The following is a 19,641-nucleotide window of genomic DNA, read 5'->3' on the forward strand; positions in this document are numbered from 1 at the left end:
CATGACGCATTATTTCTTGAAACACTATAACCTATTCGCCGCTTATTTTAATCACGAAAAATATTGATAAAATCCTCTGGTAATTTACTCCCTGCACTCAGATGAAGAAAGCCAACCGTTGGATGATTACGCGCCAAATAAGCCGCCAGATACTGGCTACTGTCTTGCGCAATGAGTGGTGCTGCATACGGATAGGGATTATAAATAAGCCAGCGTGGACTTATGCCTCGTGAACGCATTGCCTCAAGCGTGGCGATGCTATGATGAATACTACCCAACGCGGCATTAGCGATTAAGATAATCGGCAGGCGATGGGCAATCAGCCAATCTACGGTAAGTTCTGTGTGATTAAGCGGCACAAATACCCCACCAGCACCTTCACAAAACACAACATCCGCCCCACACGTTGTGGCGTAGTGCGTCAAGCGCTGCCACAACTGCGCACCATCAATCGTTGTTCCAAGCAGACTAGCCGCCAAATGCGGCGAAGCGGCATAAGGAAATGTTGCACCACAGCTCAATCCTATGCGATCTGCTTCGCTCAAAGGTTGTCCACTGTCGCTGCGGTGCGCTAAAATATCGGGGGCAATCTGCCCTTCTGTCATGCCTGTCTGTACCAGTTTAAACGAACTGACCTTGATTTGGTACGCCATCAAAGCACGTAACAACCTTGCAGTTACGTAGGTTTTACCAATATCTGTACCAATCCCCGTAATAAAAAAGATTTTCATCGCCGCCTGCCTATAAATAAAAACACATCTTGAGTCAGTGGGTAGCCTTGTTCATCGCACAAACGCGCATAGCGAGAACGAAATTGTCGCCAAGCACTAAACGTTGGTGATACGCTAAGTGCATGCAATCCGCTATCGCGAATATGCGTCAATACCGCATGAGGATCAGTAAAATAGATGCGTGAACACACCGAATCCGACCACAGTGGCTGAAAATATTGCGTGAATAGGTCAAAGAGCGTCTGTGGGGCGCGATAGTTCAAACCAATGCCCAATGTTTCGCGTAACTCCTGATAATGCTGCCCTGCATAAAGGCTGCATGCAAAAATGCCCTCAGCATGCATCGTCTGATGTAGCTTGCGTAACAATTCATCTAATGGCTCTATCCATTGAAACACCGACGCACTCAACACCAAATCTAGCGAAGCTGGCAACAGCAGTTTGCTGATATCACCAATATGCAAATAGGTCTCAAGAGCTGGCGGATTGAGCGCTGGGGGTTGGTATAAATCGTTTAACCCATAACGTGCAATACGCGGTTGCCGCCAATATTGGGCCAAGGCAGTGGTTAAAAATCCGCTCCCACAACCTATTTCCAATGCGTGATGATAAGGACGCGTAATGATTTGGCACAGCCGCTGCGCCAAACGGTCTGCAACACCACGTTGATGATCCGCGTATTGATGATACGCATCCAAATGGCGGGAGAAATGTGCCGCCAACTGTTGTTGGTGTTCATGGACAGTCATGTAAAAAATCTGCCCATGAAGACCAGTTTCGCAATAAATGATGCGGCGCAGCCTTAGTTTGTAGACAAACGCCACGTTCACGCCAATATCGATGTTGATGTAACGATGGTACTACCGAATCCATCTCGCTTATCCAGGCGTGACTCCAAGCCGCATAAGTATCATACGGTGTTGCACTCGCCTGTAATAAGACCGTCAGCGCATGGTGCTGTTCGCTGATAGCACATTGTGGCAAATACGCACTGTAATCATCATCACGCCAATGTGGCAGCGAAAAAATACGGCGATATAATTTATTGCGCTGTTGTTGATTAAACGCTGCGACCATACGCTCAAATACGGCTAAAGGTATGCCATAGTCATCATCAATACCGGGCGGTGTACCATTAATCGCTATCGCTTTTTTAACCAGCAAAGCGTCGCTATACATACTCAGGAAGCGATTTGCCGCCCAAACGCCCATCGACCAGGCAATGATATGCGTTTCTCGTTCGCCCCATGCGTTAATCATGGTGGCTATAGTTTGTAGCGGGGTTTGCGGGGCAATCAGCAGTACACGGCGCCCATCACATAAATGCTCTATGGCGCGATCATCCATACCCCAACCATTAAACACCAAGACAGCTTCTTTCATCAAGATACTGCCTTCGTGTGTCGTTGGATCGTTTTAATCACCTCATCAATCTCCGACGAGCTTAACCCGGCATGCACGCACAATCGTAATTGCGCCGCACCCTGCGGCACAGTAGGATGACGAATGGCACCAACATGAATACCTTCTGCTGCCAAAGCTGCTGCCAAGTTCATCGTTGGCGCGTTCTCACCGATTACCCATGCGACGATGGGTGATAAAAGTCCATCAGTTTTCAACCCTAATGCTTGGCGTAACATCTGGCTGTGTCGCTGTATTTTCTGGCGCTGCGGTGTAAAATCGACTAAATGTTTGAGGACATATTCTGTCCACGCCGTCACAATTGGCGGCAGTGCGCTGGCAAAAATCAAACTTCGGCAATGATTGATCAAATAAGTACGCAACACCGCATCACAGAGTACCAATGCCCCATAGGATGCCAGCGCTTTCGCACAGGGCATCACACAAATATCGATCTGATCCAAAACCCCTTGTGCTTGCGCCAGTCCACGGCCTTCAGCAAAAATACCTACGGCATGTGCTTCATCAACATACAATTGCGCATCGTATTGCTGTTTTAAGGCGCAAATTGCGCGCAGATCGCTGCAGCTGCCATCCATACTGAACACACTCTCTGTGGCAATCCATACCCGACGATACGCCGCTCGGTGCTGGCGCAACAATGCCTCCAAAGCCGTTAAATCTTGATGGGGGTAGCGCAGCAGCTTCGCCTGGGTCAAGCGTGCACCATCAATCAAGCTGGCATGGATGGCCTTATCGGCAAGGATTAAATCGCCGCGCGCAGTAAGCGCCGGTAAAATACCGATATTGGCGTGATAACCACTGTTTAAATACAGTACGTCACGCTTAAATATCGCCGAGGCCGTTTCTTCTAAAGATGCGCTAGATACCGCATTACCGCCTAGCAGACGCGAAGCACTCGCTGAACTCGCACCACCACCTGCACCAAACCAATCTAAAACAAATTGCTCATATAACACTGTATTAGCAGCAATACCTAAATAATCGTTGCTCAGCAAATCCACCCCCGGATGTGCTGTCAAAGGCAAAGTGCGCAAAGCGGCTGTTTGTTGCAGTATGTTTAGCTGATCACGCAATATCTCACGCATACAACCCGTCCAATACGCCAATCAAGGCGTCCGTCAAATCGGTTAATTGTGCTGCGCTGATGACAAAAGGTGGCATCAAATACACCAATCGACCAAAAGGCCGTACCCAAATTCCTGCCGCAACCAGGCGTGGCACAATGTGCGCCATATTCACAGCATCATGCAATTCGATCACCCCAATCGCGCCGAGCACGCGAACATCGGCGATATAATCGCGTGTTCGTAAAGGCAATAAGGTGTCGTTAAAATGTGCGGCAATTGTCTGAACCTGTGCTTGCCAAGTTCCTTGTTGTAATAACTGTAGTGAAGCATCGGCTGTCGCACACGCCAGTGGGTTAGCCATAAAAGTGGGACCATGCATCAACACGCCAGGATCTCCAGAAGCAATCGTGTGCGCAACCTCGGTTGTACACAGTGTTGCCGCAAAACTGATATACCCACCGGTCAACGCCTTACCCAGACACATAATATCTGGTGTAATATCAGCATGATTTACCGCAAACCATTGTCCTGTCCGGCCAAATCCGGTGGCGATTTCATCAGCCACAAGTAGGACGCCGTAGGCCTTGCAGCAAGTAGCAAGGTGGCGTAGATAATCGGGATGATAAAACCACATTCCTCCCGCACCTTGAACAATGGGTTCAAGAATAAAAGCGGCAATACGCTCGCCGTGTGCGACAAAAAAATCATTTAACGCATTTTTGTCTTCATCACAACACTGCGCATCATCAAAACGCGAGCGCGGGCGTGGCAAAAAATGTTGTGTCATCAAGCGATCATGATAGAGATGATGCATGCCTGTTTGTGGATCACAGACAGACATGGGGTGCCAGGTATCACCGTGATATCCTCCCAGAATCGTTGCACATTGCCGCCGTTGCGTCTCACCTCGCGCATGCTGATATTGCAAGGCCATTTTCATCGCCACTTCTACCGCGACCGAGCCCGAATCACAATAAAACACATGCGCCAAAGATGAGGGCACAATTGATAAAAGACGCTGCGACAAACGCACTGCCGGTTCATGGGTTAAACCACCAAACATCACGTGCGCGAAACGTTCGATTTGTGCACACATAGCGGCATTAATATCAGGATGCTGATAGCCGTGAATCACCGACCACCAGCTCGACATTCCATCAATTAATTGCCTGCCATCCGCCAAATCTAAAATCACCCCTTTCGCTGCAGTCACTTCATAGGGTGGCAAAGCAGGGGTTGGGGAGCTGTAAGGATGCCAGATGTGTGCCTGATCAAAGACCTGTAACGGTGTACTCATAAAATGGCGAATAAAATGGCCATTTTAACAACGCCAAAAATTCTTGCAGCAAAACTTGTTAACCCCGCAATTGATTTAGCTTTTTATGTTGACCAAACCTCTCATACAAGCAAAAATACGTGCATACTTAACTATTGCATGAACACCTGTGCTTGAAGATTTTTGATTTCATCACGTAAGGCAGCAGCTTGTTCAAATTCCAAATTCTGTGCGTGTTCGAGCATGGTTTTTTCCAACTGACGAATGCGTTTATCGGCCTCTGCGGGGGTGAGTATTTCTGAGGTCTTACCTTGCTTTGCCTTATGTGCTTTACTCGCCTTGACCGCCACATGCGCACCTTCCATCACATCTTGAACCTGTTTGCGAATCGTGGTTGGTGTAATCCCGTGCGCTTCATTATGCGCAATCTGTTTATCACGACGACGCGCGGTTTCTTCCATTGCTTTAGCCATCGATTTAGTGATTTTATCGGCATAAAGAATTGCCATACCTTTGGCGTTACGCGCCGCTCGACCAATCGTTTGAATCAACGCGCGTTCACCACGCAAAAACCCTTCTTTATCGGCATCAAATATCGCGACCAGGGATACTTCCGGCATGTCTAGGCCTTCACGCAACAAGTTAATCCCCACCAACACATCAAATTCACCCAAACGTAAATCACGGATGATTTCCATGCGCTCAACGGTATTCACATCAGAGTGGATATAGCGCACACGCACGTCATGTTCGAGCAGATAATCGGTTAAATCTTCGGCCATTTTTTTGGTCAATGTGGTGATCAGCACCCGTTCATCGATCGCTGCTCGGTTACGAATTTCACCCAGTACGTCCTCAACCTGACGATCAACCGGACGAATCTCGACCTGCGGATCCAGTAAGCCGGTAGGACGCACCACTTGCTCGACAATTTGTCCTGAATGTTCTTGTTCGTAATCCCCGGGGGTGGCGGAAATATAAATCGTTTGTGGCGCAATGGTTTCAAACTCTTCGAAACGCAACGGACGATTATCGAGCGCTGAAGGCAGGCGAAACCCATAATCAACTAAGGTTTCTTTGCGTGAACGGTCACCACGATACATGCCATTGAGCTGTGGCACCGTCACATGGCTTTCATCAAGCATCAAAATGGCATCCGCTGGCAAATAATCGTGCAGTGTGGGTGGCGGTTCACCGGCGTTGCGTCCAGACAAATACCGCGAGTAGTTTTCAATGCCTGAACAATAGCCAAGCTCGAGCATCATTTCCAGATCAAACTGGGTCCGCTGTTGCAGGCGCTGCGCTTCAACCAGTTTATTGCTTGCATTTAGCGCTGCCAGGCGATCACGCAATTCAGCTTTAATCGACTCCGCCGCCTCGACAATCGTGCCGCGTGGGGTCGCATAGTGTGTTTTCGGGTAAATGGTTACGCGTGGAATTTGCTCGAGCAATTCACCAGTCAGTGGATCAAAATAACGAATCGATTCCACTTCATTATCAAAAAGCTCAACCCGCAACGCATACCAATCAGACTCCGCCGGCATAATGTCAATCACATCACCACGTACACGAAAGGTCCCACGTAACAGTTGATGGTCATTACGCGTGTATTGCAGCTCTGCCAGGCGTGAGAGCATCGCGCGTTGATCAATATGGGTGCCACGATTAATATGCAACACCATCTTCATATACAGCTTGGGATCGCCCAAACCGTAAATCGACGACACGCTGGCGACGATGATCGTATCGCGACGTTCCAGGATCGCTTTAGTTGCTGATAAGCGCATCTGTTCGATGTGTTCGTTAATCGAGGCATCTTTTTCAATAAAGGTATCGGAGGCCGGAACGTACGCTTCTGGCTGATAATAATCATAGTAGGAAACAAAATATTCCACTGCGTTATGCGGGAAGAACGCGCGCATTTCGCCATAAAGTTGCGCAGCCAGCGTTTTATTCGGTGCCATAATTAACGCTGGACGCTGCACCTCGGCGATAATATTGGCCATGGTGTAGGTTTTGCCAGAACCGGTTACCCCGAGCAACGTTTGTTTGGCGAGTCCGTCTTCTAAGCCTTCAACCAGTTGCTTAATCGCCTGTGGTTGGTCGCCAGCTGGCTGATAATCAGCAACTAACTTAAAACGCTCACTCATTAGCCCCCCACTTTGCGCAAAAAATCTATTGTCGCATAGCCGGTACAGGCAATACAGTCTGATCATGATGTACTCGACATATTTTGGCAACATTTATCCGCAAAATCTGTGGATAACCTTGGGTAAAAATCATTAATCGCCACTAGACAGCGTGTGCAGGAGTGATGCTCAAAAATTAAGCACCTCATGAGATTAAAAAAATACCATAATATTTTGTCTGATTATCTACTCGAACTATAAAATAAATAGCATGATTAGTGATTACTCAACAATAAGGCATTAACCCCTTGTTTTTATTGTATTTGATGTAAGCCATTGTTTATCAGGTAGTTATCTTATGTTGCTGAAATCAAAGCATTATGGACAAAAAGTTAGAAAAAATTCTGTCGATTCTTTAGACCGTTCATAATGATAAACGCCCCATAAATGCCTTGCCTGCACCGCAAAAGCCCTTGTGGATAACTATTACTGATAAAATAGGGGCATGCGCAAAATCATTCACATCGATATGGACGCTTTTTTTGCCTCTGTCGAACAATTAGATACCCCACAATACCGTGGCCGGCCATTAGTGGTTGGTGGCTTGCCGAACACGCGTGGGGTTATCGCTGCGGCAAGTTATGAAGCGAGGCGTTTTGGTATTCATTCAGCGATGTCGAGTGCTGAGGCGCAACGTCGTTGCGCCGATTTGATCTTTGTTCGACCTCGTTTTGCGCGCTACCGTGCACTCAGTCAAGAAATTCGTGAGTTGATGCTTGCCATCACCCCGCACGTTGAACCTTTATCACTCGATGAGGCGTATTTAGAGGTCACCGATTGTACGCTTTTCCAAGGCTCAGCCACGCGTATTGCCAATCACTTACGCAGACAAATTTTTGAGCAAACAGGCCTAACCGCTTCTGCCGGTGTTTCGTTTAATAAAATGCTCGCTAAAATTGCCTCTGATCTTAACAAACCCAACGGGATTGCTGTGATTACGCCACAGGAAGCGGATGCGTTTATCGCCAGCTTACCGATTGGCCGTTTTCATGGTATAGGCAAAGCCACCGCTGCGCATATGGCGCGGCTAAACATTCACACTGGCGCCGATTTACGCGCTGCTGACCCAAAGATGTTGGTTAAAGAGTTTGGTAAGCGAGGGGCGTTTTATGCCGCGATTGCTCATGGTGAAGATCACCGAGAAGTCAGTGCCAAGCGTGAACATAAATCAGTGGGCAGCGAAACGACTTTTGCCCGCAATTTGACCCAGCGTGAAGATATTTTCACCGCCCTACTGACACAAAACGAACAGGCATTTAGCGATTTAGCCCGCCATAACCTGATGGCCCATTGTGTGACGATTAAAATCAAATATCATGATTTTAGCCAGATTACGCGCAGTAAAACGCTGAGTTCAACGTTTCACTGCGCCTCTGACAGCCATTATTGGCTCGATCGACTGCTTGATGACGTGCCGCTCGATAAACCCATTCGCTTGGTCGGCGTAACTTTTAGCCGCTTGACTGCCAAGCAGCCGAACAAACAAATGAGCTTGTGGTAGACCTTATTGGTAACTTTCAATCGATGGACAGCTACACTGTAAATTACGATCACCCCAGGCATTATCAACCCGATTCACCGGGGTGAAATATTTCGCTGGATTCATCCCTTCAAGCGGGAAAATTGCCGTTTTACGGTCATAAGCACGATCCCAATCCCCGGTAATATCGGCCAAGGTATGCGGTGCATGAACCAAAGGATTATCATCTTGTGGCCATACGCCATCAGCGACATTTTGGATCTCACCACGAATAGCAAGCATCGCCGCACAAAAACGATCCAATTCTGCGAGTGATTCACTTTCAGTCGGCTCGATCATCAGCGTACCCGGCACAGGGAATGACATCGTTGGCGCATGGAAGCCGAAGTCCATCAAACGCTTGGCGATATCATCAACGCTGATGCCTTGATGGTCTTTAAATGGACGTACATCAATAATGCATTCATGAGCGACATGACCTTGCTCATCGGTGTAGAGCACATCAAAGCCTTCACGGAGGCGCAAAGCGATGTAGTTAGCGTTGAGCAAAGCAACTGCTGAAGCTTTTTTCAGCCCTTTGCTGCCCATCATACGCATGTACATCCAAGGGATTACGCACACCAAGGCACTCCCCCAAGGCGCAGCACTGACCACCTTACCGTGGCGCTCGCCAACATCAACCTGACCGTGACCGGGTAAAAATGGCGCAAGGTGCTCACCGACACCAATCGGACCCACCCCAGGGCCACCACCACCATGTGGAATGGCAAAGGTTTTATGTAAATTCAAATGCGATACATCACCACCAAAGCCACCTGGAGACGCCAGCCCTAATAGCGCATTAAAGTTGGCGCCATCGATATACACTTGCCCGCCAGCGTCATGCACCAATTGACATACCTCCCGCACGTGATGTTCAAACACACCGTGGGTTGATGGGTAGGTAATCATGATCGCGGCAAGTTTGTCACGATGGGTGTCAAGCTTGGCCTTAAGGTCTTCGATATCGATATTGCCATCGCTATCACAAGCAACAATCACCACCGACATACCCGCTAAAGCCGCTGACGCCGGATTTGTTCCATGCGCTGACGAAGGGATCAAACAGACATCGCGATGGGCTTCCCCGCGGCTTTCATGGTAGGCCAAAATCGCCAGCAAACCTGCATATTCACCACTGGCACCCGAATTCGGCTGTAAAGAAATCGCATGATAGCCTGTGGCTTTTGCGAGCATCGTTTCAAGATCAGAAAAGAGCTCACGATAACCAACCGTTTGCTCGGCAGGCGCAAACGGATGAATATCGCTAAAATTTGGCCAACTGACTGGCACCATCTCACTCGCCGCATTGAGTTTCATGGTGCATGAGCCTAATGGAATCATTGCACGGTCAAGCGCCAAGTCATAATCCGACAAACGACGCAAATAACGCATCATTTCTGTTTCACTGCGATGGCGCGCAAATACCGGATGGGTTAAAAACCCACTTTGGCGCACTAATGCCTGTGGTAAAGCGTTGCCGCTTTCCGCTAATGTCGCTAAAGAACGGTTACTAATAATCGACACCAACGCTTCAACTTCCGCCTCATCGCTACGCTCATCTAAAGACAGGCCGATACGACGCTCATCAATACGGCGTAAATTAAACTGTAATGTCTGTGCACGCTCAATCACCGCATCAGCTTCTGCCTGATTGGCACAAGTAAAACTTAATGTGTCAAAAAACGCTTCGTGATCAACATTCACACCTTGGTCACGAAGGGTCGCTGCTAAACGAGTGGTTAACCCATGCACGCGTTGGGCAATCGCTTTCAAACCCTCTGCGCCGTGATAAACCGCATAACACCCAGCCATAATCGCCAGCAATGCCTGTGCGGTACAAATATTACTGGTCGCTTTTTCACGACGAATATGCTGCTCACGCGTTTGCAAGGCCAAACGATACGCTGGCTTTCCATGGCTATCAATCGATACCCCAACAATTCGCCCCGGCATCGTACGCTTATACGCTTCACGGGTCGCCATAAACGCCGCATGTGGGCCACCAAAGCCAAGCGGCACACCAAAGCGTTGTGAATTACCAATCACGATATCCGCACCCCATTCACCCGGTGGGCTTAATAAGGTTAACGCCAGTAAATCAGTCGCTACTGCTACAACCGCTTTTTGTGCGTGTGCTTGTTCGACCAGCGCTTGCCAATCAACAATGCGTCCATCACTATTCGGATACTGCACCAGCACCCCAAAAAATCCGTCTTCTGGTAGGCCATTAACGCAGTCATGAACCCGCACCTCAATACCTAAGAATCCAGCACGCGTTTCGACAACCGCTAAGGTTTGTGGGTGCACACCTCGATCGACGATAAACACGTCCGATTTAGCTTTACTTTGTCTTTTTGCCAGCGTCATCGCCTCAGCGGCGGCTGTTGCTTCATCAAGCAACGAAGCGTTAGCAATATCCATACCGGTTAAATCGCTAACCATGGTTTGGAAATTCAGCAGCGCTTCTAGGCGCCCTTGAGAAATTTCTGGTTGATAAGGGGTGTATGAGGTATACCATGCCGGGTTTTCGAGCACATTGCGCGCAATCACATTCGGTACATGGCAGTTGTAATAACCTTGACCAATTAACGAACGAAACACCTGATTTTTATCTGCCATCATTTTCAGTCGTTCAAGCGCAGCTTCCTCACTCATCGCTCTGCCGATATCAAGTGCTTGTTGACGACGAATATCATTAGGCACGAGTTGGTCAACAAATGCGTCTAATGAAGCAAAACCCAGTTGGTCGAGCATCTTTTGCTCATCTTCTGGAGAAGGCCCAATATGGCGTGTAACAAAAGGTGAATCATTCATGAAGTTAGTTCCCTAAAATAGTAATCATGAAAAAGAGCCGCACAATATGCAGCTCTTTACGCATGGTTTGTTAAATACTAATGCATTAAGCAATAAAGGCTTGATAGCCGTCTTCATCCATCAAATCATCCAATTCTGACTCATTGGACAACTTGATTTTATAAACCCAACCATCGTCTTCAGCACTGCTGTTGACCGTGCCTGGCTCATCAATCAACACTTCGTTGACTTCGATCACTTCGCCACTAACCGGGCTATTAACTTCACCAGCGGCTTTAACCGATTCGATCACCGCCACTTCATCGCCAGCAGCGATTTCAGCGCCAACTTCTGGCAGTTCAACAAATACAATATCGCCTAATTCTGATTGTGCATGATCGGTAATGCCGACTGTGCCGACGCCATCAACGATCTCAACCCACTCATGATCTTTGCTAAATTTTTTCATTATCTCTCCTAAAGCTGTTCTCACCAATGAAACAACTGACTATCTTATCACTGTGTCAGCGATTGTGCACCGCTTCTAAGTACGAACAAGAAGCGCAAAAATCACCAACTTAATAAAAAATGCCACCTACAACCGCAGGCGGCATCATGTGCTTGATCAGCACAAATCGCTTAATAAATATCTTCCGAGAAATATTGGTCGTTAATCGTTTGATAAACGCCGCTATCGCGGATATCTAAAATCGCTTGGTTAAACGCTTCGCGCAAACCGTCATCACCTTTACGAACCGCGATACTCACGCCTTCACCATAATACTGGGTATCGTCAAAGGCGGGGGCGGCAAAGTTATAGCCTTCGCCCATCTCGGTATCTAAAAAACCAGTCAACATCGCGACTTGATCGGCCAAGGTCATATCAATGCGCCCTGCAACCAAGTCCAGGTTGGCTTCATCTTGTGAGTTATAGCGCTTAATCTCACCCACCACATCAGCGAGTTCATTGGTTGCGTAGCTATCATGGGTGGTCGCACGCTGCACCCCGAGTACTTTACCCGATAGTGATTCGCTAAGATTATCATCGTTAATCATCCCAGCTTTATCGCTGCGCAGCACCAAGCGGCCATTACTGTCGTAATATTTCTCGGTGAAATCAACGCTTTTTTTACGCTCTTCGGTGGCGGTCATTGAAGCAACAATCGCATCAATTTTGCCGGTTTTCAGCGCTGGAATCAGGCCATCCCAACTGATTTGCACCAGTTCACATTCGCGGTTCATCTGCTCACAAAGCGCGTTGGCGATATCAATATCAAAACCAAACAGTTCGCCTTCGGTATTGACCTCACTAAATGGCGGGTATTCACCTTCAACCCCAATGCGTAAATCATCTGCAGCGAGTGCAGAACCCAATAACGCCGCTAAAATAGCTAACAATAAGCTTTTCATGATAGTCTCCTTATCACTAAATGCTTGCTAAGCGCGCGCTCGACAAGCTGGAAGATCATCACCACGGTCGTGGTAATCATCAGATACAAAACCCCTGCAGCGATAAACGGTACAAAAGGCTCGTAGTAAATAGCATAGAGGTTACGCGCCACCCCTGTGATATCCATAATCGTAATCACCGAAGCAATCGCTGAACCATGTAGTAAAAAGATCACTTCATTACCATAAGCTGGCAAGGCACGGCGAAGCGCGTTGGGTAACACAACCCGTCTTGCTACCAGGCCTTTGCTCATCCCCATCGCCACTGCTGCTTCAATTTCCCCTTTAGGTGCCGTTTCTATCGCCCCGCGGACAATTTCGGAGGTATACGCTGCGGTATTTAAGGTAAAAGACAGTAACGCCCAAGGCCAGGCCTGGCGCAAAATCGGCCACCAATAATCACTACCGCGCACCGCCTCAACATCGCCGAGCTGCAAACCAATACCGTAATACACCAGATAAAGCTGCACCAACATTGGGGTCCCGCGAAAAACATAGCTAAATGCCATGGGAAAAGCTTTTGCCCACAGCGGCAGTCGTGAGGCGAGAATCATCCCAAAAGGCACAGCGATGATCAAACCTAGCAGCAGGGAAAGTCCAACCAACCAAAATGTCGTCCAGACACCGCCCATAAACATCTGCCAGTGATCAGCAATGATCACCCAATAATTATTCAAAAACGTTTGCCAACCTTCTTGCCACATACTGATCAACGCTCCGTAAAACCTAGCGAGTAGCGGCGTTTTAACCACCACAAAACGCCCAGCGACAATGAAGTCAGCACTAAAAAGCCAACCGCAGACGCTGCGTAAAATAAAAACGGTTCACGGGTACTTTTAGCAGCCAGATTAGCAAAGCCCACTAAATCATTAAGGCCGATTACCGAGACCAAAGCGGTGGTTTTGAGCAAAACCAACCAATTATTCCCGAGTACCGGCAAGGCATAACGCATCATCAACGGCCAGGTGATGCGACGAAAAGTTGTCCAGCGTGACAGCGCATAGGCGGTTGCCGCCTCGTGTTGTCCATGAGGAATCGCCAAAATAGCGCCACGAAAAGTTTCTGACATATACGCGCCGAAAATAAAACCGATGGTAAAGATGCCGCTGATAAACGGGTTCATATCGAGATAACCCCAGCCCATTTTATCAGCAAGCATATTGAGTAAAAATTGCCCACCGTAATAAATCAAAAATAGCTGCACCAAATCCGGCACGCCGCGCACGACCGTGGTGTAGAACACCGACGGCCATTTAAGCACGCGAATACCGGATAAGCGCATCGCACACGCCACTATACCAATCACCAGCGACAGTACTAAGCCGCCAAGCGAAAGTTCGAGGGTTATGAGCGCCCCTTCGAGCAAGTTATGCTCATAACCGAGTAGGATCGATGTGCCTGTTTCTGTCATTGACGCAGTCGCTTATTGATCTAAGCCGTAAATATCGTAGTCAAAGTATTTGTCATTGACCTTTTGATATTCACCATTGGCACGGATCGCGGTGATGGCTTTGGAAAAGCGATCAGCGAGTTCCTGTTCTTCTTTGCGAACAGCAATAGAGATCCCTTCGCCAAAATACTCTTTTTCAGTGAGTTCTGGGCCGAACTGTTCAAAATCCTGGCCAATATCACGTTGTAAAAAGCCATCTTGCAAGACAATTTTGTCCGCAAAAACAAAGTCAACACGACCGGCCACAGCGTCTAAGTTCGCCTCATCTTGTGAGCCATAACGCTGAATTTCAACCCAATCACCCAGTTCGTTGGTCGCATAATCGTCAAATACTGAGGCACGTAACACCCCTAGCACCTTACCTTTCAACCCAGCTTCGCTGATTTCCACATTACTGCCTACCGGACGAGCAAACACCCCTGGGTTGCTGTAATACGGCTCAGAGAAGGTAACGCTTTTACGACGATCTTCAGTGGCATTCATTGAGGCAATAATTGCATCGATTTTGCGTGTTTTCAGCGCAGGAATCAGCCCGTCCCATTCCACTTGCTTGACTTCGCATTCCACACCCATTTCAGCGCACAAGGCTTTAGCGATATCGATGTCAAATCCGGTCATTTCACCATCAGGGCCTAATTCTGAAAATGGTGGATAAGTACCATCGGTTGCCACACGTAACGTTTCCGCAGTCGCGGAAAAACTGAGGGCGGCAATCGCCGCAGAAAGGATTACTTTTTTCATTTGAAGCTCCTGGTTGTTAAAAATCAGCCTTTTAAGCTGTTTGAGAGAAACTGTCGGCAACGTTCAGATTGCGCCTGAGTAAAGACTTGTTCGGGGCTGCCTTGTTCTTCGATTTGTCCATCGTGTAAAAACACCACTTTATTAGACACTTCGCGCGCAAACCCCATTTCGTGGGTCACGACAATCATCGTACGCCCTTCAGCGGCTAAATCCTGCATCACACGCAACACATCGCCAACCAGCTCAGGATCGAGTGCTGAAGTTGGTTCATCAAAAAGCAGCGCGTCAGGTTCCATAGCCAGCGCTCGTGCAATCGCGGCACGCTGTTGCTGGCCACCGGATAAATGGGCTGGGTAATAATTACGGCGCTCATACATACCGACTTGATGCAGCAGTGCATCAGCGCGTTCGATCGCTTCTTTTTTCGGCACTTTAAGCACATGGACCGGTGCTTCAATTAAATTCTGCAAGACCGTCATATGCGACCAGAGATTGAAGCTTTGAAAGACCATCGCTAATTTTGAGCGTACACGGGCAATTTGTTTCGCATTGCCGGCAGTACGCTTACCTTTACGGCCTTCTTTGATGTTCACCGTTTCGCCAGCCAGGCGCACTTCGCCACTATCGGGCATTTCTAAAAAATTTAGGCAGCGTAAAAACGTACTTTTCCCAGAACCTGATGAGCCCAGAATCGAAATCACATCCCCTTTGTGTGCGGTTAAAGATATCCCTTTTAGCACTTCGTGATCAGCAAATGATTTATGAATATCAATCGCTTGTAAGGCAGCAACAGTGGTCAATCGCGGTTCCTCGTTAATAATAATGCTCCGTTATTGTACATTACGTTTAGGATATGTCTATCAGATTGTTAATGGTATCATAGCTCGCTTTTAGTCACGATAAACACCATGCACGCTACCCGTCAACTCCTAGAAAACCTCCTCGTGCGCGCCTCGCTCACCCCGCATGATGCTGACTGCCAAGCGATTATTGCTGAGCGCCTACAGCAATCAGGCTTTAGCTGCCGTCATCTCTCAATCAACGAGACAAGCAATCTCTGGGCAACCCATGGCAGCGGCGCACCAATTATTGCCTTTGGTGGGCATACCGATGTTGTGCCGGTAGGTAATGAAGCGCAATGGCACAGCCCACCGTTTACCCCAACCGAGCGTGACGGTTATCTCTATGCTCGCGGGGCAGCAGATATGAAATCTGGTGTGGCGGCGATGGTGGTTGCTTTAGAAGCAATTATTGCAGCACACCCTGATCACCCTGGTACACTCGCGATTTTGCTTACCAGCGATGAAGAAGGCGTTGCCGTCGATGGTACCAAAGCCGTTTTACCGCTGCTTGAAAACGACGGCATTCACATTGATTATGCGATTGTTGGCGAGCCAACGTGTAAAGATACGCTGGGTGACACTGCACGCAATGGCCGACGTGGCTCATTACATTTACACCTCAGCGTAACTGGCAAAGAAGGCCATGTGGCCTACCCTGAACAAGTCAATAATCCAATCCATGCACTGAGTGCGATGGCCGCAGAGCTAAGCGCGATTATCTGGGATGAAGGCAATAGCCATTTCCCTCCAACCACCTGTCAAATCAGCAATATCCATGGTGGTACAGGGGCTGATAATGTAGTCCCAGAAACGGCCAAACTTGCGATGAACTGGCGCTATAACACCGAGCACACCGCTGAGTCGATTAAAGACCGCACCAACGCCATTATCGCGCGTATTAGCCAAGAATATGGTGTTCGAACGGAGACAAGCTGGCGCTTATCTGGCGAACCTTTTGCTACCGATAATCACGATTTAACCGAAGCGCTACGTCAAGCCATCACGCGCCACACTCAACAAACGGTGACGTTTAATACCGCCGGCGGCACATCAGACGCACGTTTTTTTGCTAAACATGGCGCTGCAACGGTCGAGTTTGGTCCAAGTAACGCAACAATTCACAAAAATAATGAATGTGTGCGTATCGCTGATCTCGAACCACTGACTGCCATTTACCGAGACAGCGTATTAGCGTTATTAGGTTTAACACATGATGCCTGATTACCAAAGCCAGCTACGTAAAAAACACCATCGCCTACGTGATTTACTCGCGCCTTTTTATGATGGGGAGATTGAGATCCACGAATCGCCGGAAACTCATCACCGCTTGCGAGCTGAGTTCCGCATTTGGCACGATGAAGGACAATGCAGCTATGTGATGACGCGTCAAGGCGAAAAGGCACATACGGATAGCGTCATTCGCCTTGATCAACTGCCTGCAGCCAATCAGCGCATCAATGCACTGATGCCAGAGTTAATGCACGCGATTAATACAAGCGAGGTGTTACGTGAGCGCCTGTTTCAAGTTGAGTTTCTAAGCACCTTACGCGGCGATGATTTAATCACTATGGTTTATCACCGCAAGCTCGATGAGTGCTGGCAAGCAGAAGCCGAAGACTTACAAAACCAACTCAATTGCGCGATTATCGGACGCAGCCGTAAACAAAAGATTGTACTTAGTCGTGATCATGTCAGCGAAACCCTGACTGTTGCCGGCAAAGCGTATCAATACCGACAATACGAAGGCACTTTTTCTCAGCCAAACGGCGTGATTTGCGAAGCAATGCTCGACTGGGCGTATCGGCATAACCACCAACCACAAGCTGATCTGCTCGAGTTGTATTGTGGTAATGGTAATTTCACCTTACCGCTGGCACAGCGCTACCGTCGCGTTTTAGCCACCGAAATCAGCAAAAGCGGCATTCGTGCGTTACGCGAAAACATCACCCTCAATCAATGTACTAACCTCACAGTAGCGCGTTTATCGGCAGAAGAATTCTCCCAAGCTTGGCGCGGGGTGCGCGAATTTAACCGACTTAAACAAGATCATATCGCGCTAGATGACTATCAATTTGCTGCGGTACTTGTCGATCCACCACGTGCCGGTATTGACGAAGATACGCTAAATCTGCTCAGCGAATTCCCTCAAATCACCTATATTTCGTGTAATCCTGAAACCCTTGCTGCCAACCTGGCAACATTGAGTGAAACCCATACGGTGACCGATGCGGCTTTATTCGATCAATTTCCGTTTACCCCGCATATCGAATCTGGTGTGATACTGCAGCGTCGTTAATTATCGTTCATTTTTAGCGGCATGATTAATTCAGTTTATCGTGGTGTCATAGAGCAGACGCAGGCCAAAATCAGGAATGAGTATTATTAACAAACCTTATTGGCATTACCCTGTCGCTACTCGTTAAGATAAGGTTTTAACCTAAAGGAGTATCGATATGACAAAGCTTTATTCAACCCTAGTAAAGGTCAACGGTGGTCGCAGTGGTACAGCGAAATCTGATGACGGCAAACTCGATATCACCCTCGACACCCCAGAAAGCCTGGGTGGCAAAGGTGGCCCAGGCACTAACCCAGAGCAGTTATTCGCAGCCGGCTATGCGGCTTGTTTTATTGGCGCAACGCAGTTGGTTGCTGGCAAACAAGGCATTGATGTTCCAGCAGACTTCAACATTGACAGCCACGTAACATTATCCAAATCAGACGCGGGAGATTTAGATATCAGTGTAGTTTTTGACATTCACCTGCCAGGTATGGACGCAAAAACCGCTGAGAAGCTCATCGACGATGCGCATCATGTTTGCCCATATTCTCGCGCCACACGTGGCAATATTGATATCGATTTCAACATCCATATCTAAAGGGTAACCCTTCCATAAAAAAGTCGGCGATCGCCGACTTTTTTATTTTCTATTGAACCCGGTTAACGATAAAGATCCGCGGTAGGATAGGTTCCCGGCAACAAAATATCGCGGTTAACGGTATTGATATCCCTATGGCCACAAAATGCCATCGTCACATCAAGCTCGTTGTGGATTAGGCTGAGTGCTTTATCAACCCCTGCACGCCCGTAAGCGCCCAAGCCATAAAGAAAGGCGCGTCCGATCATCGTTCCACGTGCACCCAGCGCCCAAGCTTTTAGCACGTCTTGGCCACTGCGGATACCGCTATCCATCCATACTTCTATATCGCTACCAACAGCGTCAACAATTTGCGGGAGTTTATCAATTGTTGCAGGCGCACCATCGAGTTGTCGTCCGCCATGATTGGAAACGATTAACGCATCCGCGCCACTTTTGACCGCCAATTCAGCGTCCTCAGGCTCCATAATTCCTTTGAGAATAATCTTCCCACCCCAGCGGTCTTTTATCCGCGCCACATCATCCCATGACAGGCTTGGATCGAACTGTTCGGCGGTCCACGAAGACAGCGAGCTTAAGTCGCTAACATTTTTAGCATGCCCGACAATATTGCCAAAGCTGCGTCGTTTCGTTTGTAGCATATGCCAGCACCAGTAAGGCTTGGTTGCTAAATTAAGCATATTGGCAATCGTCGGTTTAGGCGGTGTCGATAGACCATTTTTAATGTCTTTATGACGCTGACCAAGCACTTGTAGATCCAGAGTGATGATTAACGCTGAGCAGCCTGCTGCCTTCGCACGATCAATGGTATTGTTTAAAAAGGCCTGATCTTTCATCACATAGAGCTGGAACCAAAATGGCTTTGAGGTGTGCGTGGCAATATCTTCGATTGAGCAGACACTCATCGTTGATAAGCTAAAAGGAACGTCAAACGCCTCCGCAGCCTGTGCCGCGAGAATCTCCCCATCAGCATGCTGCATCCCGGTAAGCCCGGTTGGTGCAATCGCAACCGGCATAGCAACCTTTTCACCAATCATCGTGGTTTGCGTGCTGCGCCCGCTCATATCAACCGCAACACGTTGTTTGAGCTTTATCTCACGAAAAGCAGTTTCGTTATTGCGATACGTCGACTCTGTCCATGACCCTGAATCGGCATAGTCATAGAACATATTAGGCACACGGTGTTTAGCCACCCTGCGCAAGTCTTCAATACAGGTGATCTTCTCTAATGGTGGGGCAACAATCATCGTTTCTCCTTTTTAATGGGCTTTTTATTATTA

The 19,641-nt window shown here is 48.2% G+C and carries 18 protein-coding genes; 4 read left to right on the forward strand and 14 right to left on the reverse strand.

Going from position 1 to position 19,641, the window contains the following annotated elements; translation table 11 throughout:
- Positions 1 to 47: 47 nt before the first annotated feature.
- The 6 genes from bioD to uvrB all read right to left on the reverse strand — a co-directional run bounded on the left by bioD (position 48) and on the right by uvrB (position 6,649).
- A complete protein-coding gene (gene bioD, locus L0B52_RS01860; protein WP_235064841.1) occupies positions 48 to 731 on the reverse strand; it encodes a dethiobiotin synthase in 684 nt (227 codons plus the stop codon).
- Positions 728 to 1,480, reverse strand: coding sequence for a methyltransferase domain-containing protein (locus L0B52_RS01865; RefSeq protein ID WP_235064842.1), 753 nt, complete (start codon positions 1,478 to 1,480; stop codon positions 728 to 730). The genes bioD and L0B52_RS01865 overlap by 4 nt, the downstream gene beginning before the upstream one ends.
- Positions 1,467 to 2,114, reverse strand: a complete 648-nt coding sequence (locus L0B52_RS01870; protein ID WP_235065422.1) for a pimeloyl-ACP methyl esterase BioG family protein — start codon at positions 2,112 to 2,114, stop codon at positions 1,467 to 1,469. Before L0B52_RS01870 ends, L0B52_RS01865 begins: the two co-directional genes overlap by 14 nt.
- Positions 2,114 to 3,241 (reverse strand): aminotransferase class I/II-fold pyridoxal phosphate-dependent enzyme, encoded by a 1,128-nt coding sequence (locus tag L0B52_RS01875; protein ID WP_235064843.1) that lies wholly within the window; start codon positions 3,239 to 3,241, stop codon positions 2,114 to 2,116. Before L0B52_RS01875 ends, L0B52_RS01870 begins: the two co-directional genes overlap by 1 nt.
- A complete protein-coding gene (bioA, locus tag L0B52_RS01880) occupies positions 3,234 to 4,520 on the reverse strand; it encodes an adenosylmethionine--8-amino-7-oxononanoate transaminase (protein WP_235064844.1) in 1,287 nt (428 codons plus the stop codon). The genes L0B52_RS01875 and bioA overlap by 8 nt, the downstream gene beginning before the upstream one ends.
- 131 nt (positions 4,521 to 4,651) lie before the next feature.
- Positions 4,652 to 6,649 (reverse strand): excinuclease ABC subunit UvrB, encoded by a 1,998-nt coding sequence (gene uvrB / locus L0B52_RS01885; protein WP_235064845.1) that lies wholly within the window; start codon positions 6,647 to 6,649, stop codon positions 4,652 to 4,654.
- Positions 6,650 to 7,133: 484 nt separating this feature from the next.
- On the opposite strand from uvrB, the gene dinB reads away from it, so the two are divergent.
- Positions 7,134 to 8,189, forward strand: a complete 1,056-nt coding sequence (dinB, locus tag L0B52_RS01890; protein ID WP_235064846.1) for a DNA polymerase IV — start codon at positions 7,134 to 7,136, stop codon at positions 8,187 to 8,189.
- Positions 8,190 to 8,192: 3 nt separating this feature from the next.
- On the opposite strand, the gene gcvP is transcribed toward dinB, so the two are convergent.
- The 7 genes from gcvP to L0B52_RS01925 all read right to left on the reverse strand — a co-directional run bounded on the left by gcvP (position 8,193) and on the right by L0B52_RS01925 (position 15,443).
- Positions 8,193 to 11,024: an aminomethyl-transferring glycine dehydrogenase gene (gene gcvP, locus L0B52_RS01895; protein WP_235064847.1), complete on the reverse strand. Its 2,832-nt coding sequence runs from the start codon at positions 11,022 to 11,024 to the stop codon at positions 8,193 to 8,195.
- An 85-nt stretch (positions 11,025 to 11,109) separates the two neighbouring features.
- Positions 11,110 to 11,472 (reverse strand): glycine cleavage system protein GcvH, encoded by a 363-nt coding sequence (gene gcvH / locus L0B52_RS01900; RefSeq protein ID WP_235064848.1) that lies wholly within the window; start codon positions 11,470 to 11,472, stop codon positions 11,110 to 11,112.
- Positions 11,473 to 11,642: 170 nt separating this feature from the next.
- A complete protein-coding gene (locus L0B52_RS01905; RefSeq protein ID WP_235064849.1) occupies positions 11,643 to 12,413 on the reverse strand; it encodes a transporter substrate-binding domain-containing protein in 771 nt (256 codons plus the stop codon).
- Positions 12,410 to 13,156: an ABC transporter permease gene (locus L0B52_RS01910; protein ID WP_235064850.1), complete on the reverse strand. Its 747-nt coding sequence runs from the start codon at positions 13,154 to 13,156 to the stop codon at positions 12,410 to 12,412. The genes L0B52_RS01905 and L0B52_RS01910 overlap by 4 nt, the downstream gene beginning before the upstream one ends.
- A gap of 5 nt (positions 13,157 to 13,161) precedes the next feature.
- The gene (locus L0B52_RS01915) at positions 13,162 to 13,863 is read right to left on the reverse strand and encodes an ABC transporter permease (protein ID WP_235064851.1); all 702 of its coding nucleotides are present in this window, start codon (positions 13,861 to 13,863) and stop codon (positions 13,162 to 13,164) included.
- 12 nt (positions 13,864 to 13,875) lie between these two features.
- The gene (locus L0B52_RS01920) at positions 13,876 to 14,643 is read right to left on the reverse strand and encodes a transporter substrate-binding domain-containing protein (RefSeq protein WP_235064852.1); all 768 of its coding nucleotides are present in this window, start codon (positions 14,641 to 14,643) and stop codon (positions 13,876 to 13,878) included.
- Between the two features lie 23 nt (positions 14,644 to 14,666).
- Positions 14,667 to 15,443 carry an ABC transporter ATP-binding protein gene (locus tag L0B52_RS01925; RefSeq protein ID WP_235064853.1) on the reverse strand — a complete coding sequence of 259 codons (777 nt, stop codon included), beginning with the start codon at positions 15,441 to 15,443 and terminating at the stop codon, positions 14,667 to 14,669.
- Between the two features lie 108 nt (positions 15,444 to 15,551).
- Between L0B52_RS01925 and dapE the strand changes: the two genes are divergently transcribed.
- From dapE to L0B52_RS01940, 3 genes are all read left to right on the forward strand, one after another.
- Positions 15,552 to 16,706 carry a succinyl-diaminopimelate desuccinylase gene (gene dapE / locus L0B52_RS01930; protein WP_235064854.1) on the forward strand — a complete coding sequence of 385 codons (1,155 nt, stop codon included), beginning with the start codon at positions 15,552 to 15,554 and terminating at the stop codon, positions 16,704 to 16,706.
- Complete coding sequence (gene trmA, locus L0B52_RS01935; RefSeq protein ID WP_409202307.1) at positions 16,699 to 17,781, forward strand: tRNA (uridine(54)-C5)-methyltransferase TrmA; 1,083 nt, start codon at positions 16,699 to 16,701, stop codon at positions 17,779 to 17,781. Before dapE ends, trmA begins: the two co-directional genes overlap by 8 nt.
- Before the next feature lie 157 nt (positions 17,782 to 17,938).
- On the forward strand, positions 17,939 to 18,361 hold the full coding sequence (locus tag L0B52_RS01940; RefSeq protein WP_235064856.1) for an organic hydroperoxide resistance protein: 423 nt from the start codon (positions 17,939 to 17,941) through the stop codon (positions 18,359 to 18,361).
- A 62-nt stretch (positions 18,362 to 18,423) separates the two neighbouring features.
- Here L0B52_RS01940 and L0B52_RS01945 read toward each other — a convergent pair whose 3' ends face one another.
- Complete coding sequence (locus L0B52_RS01945) at positions 18,424 to 19,608, reverse strand: alpha-hydroxy acid oxidase (protein WP_235064857.1); 1,185 nt, start codon at positions 19,606 to 19,608, stop codon at positions 18,424 to 18,426.
- Positions 19,609 to 19,641: the final 33 nt, after the last annotated feature.

Origin of the sequence: Suttonella sp. R2A3, assembly GCF_021513215.1 — a bacterium.
Classification (GTDB): Bacteria; Pseudomonadota; Gammaproteobacteria; order Cardiobacteriales; family Cardiobacteriaceae; genus JAHUUI01.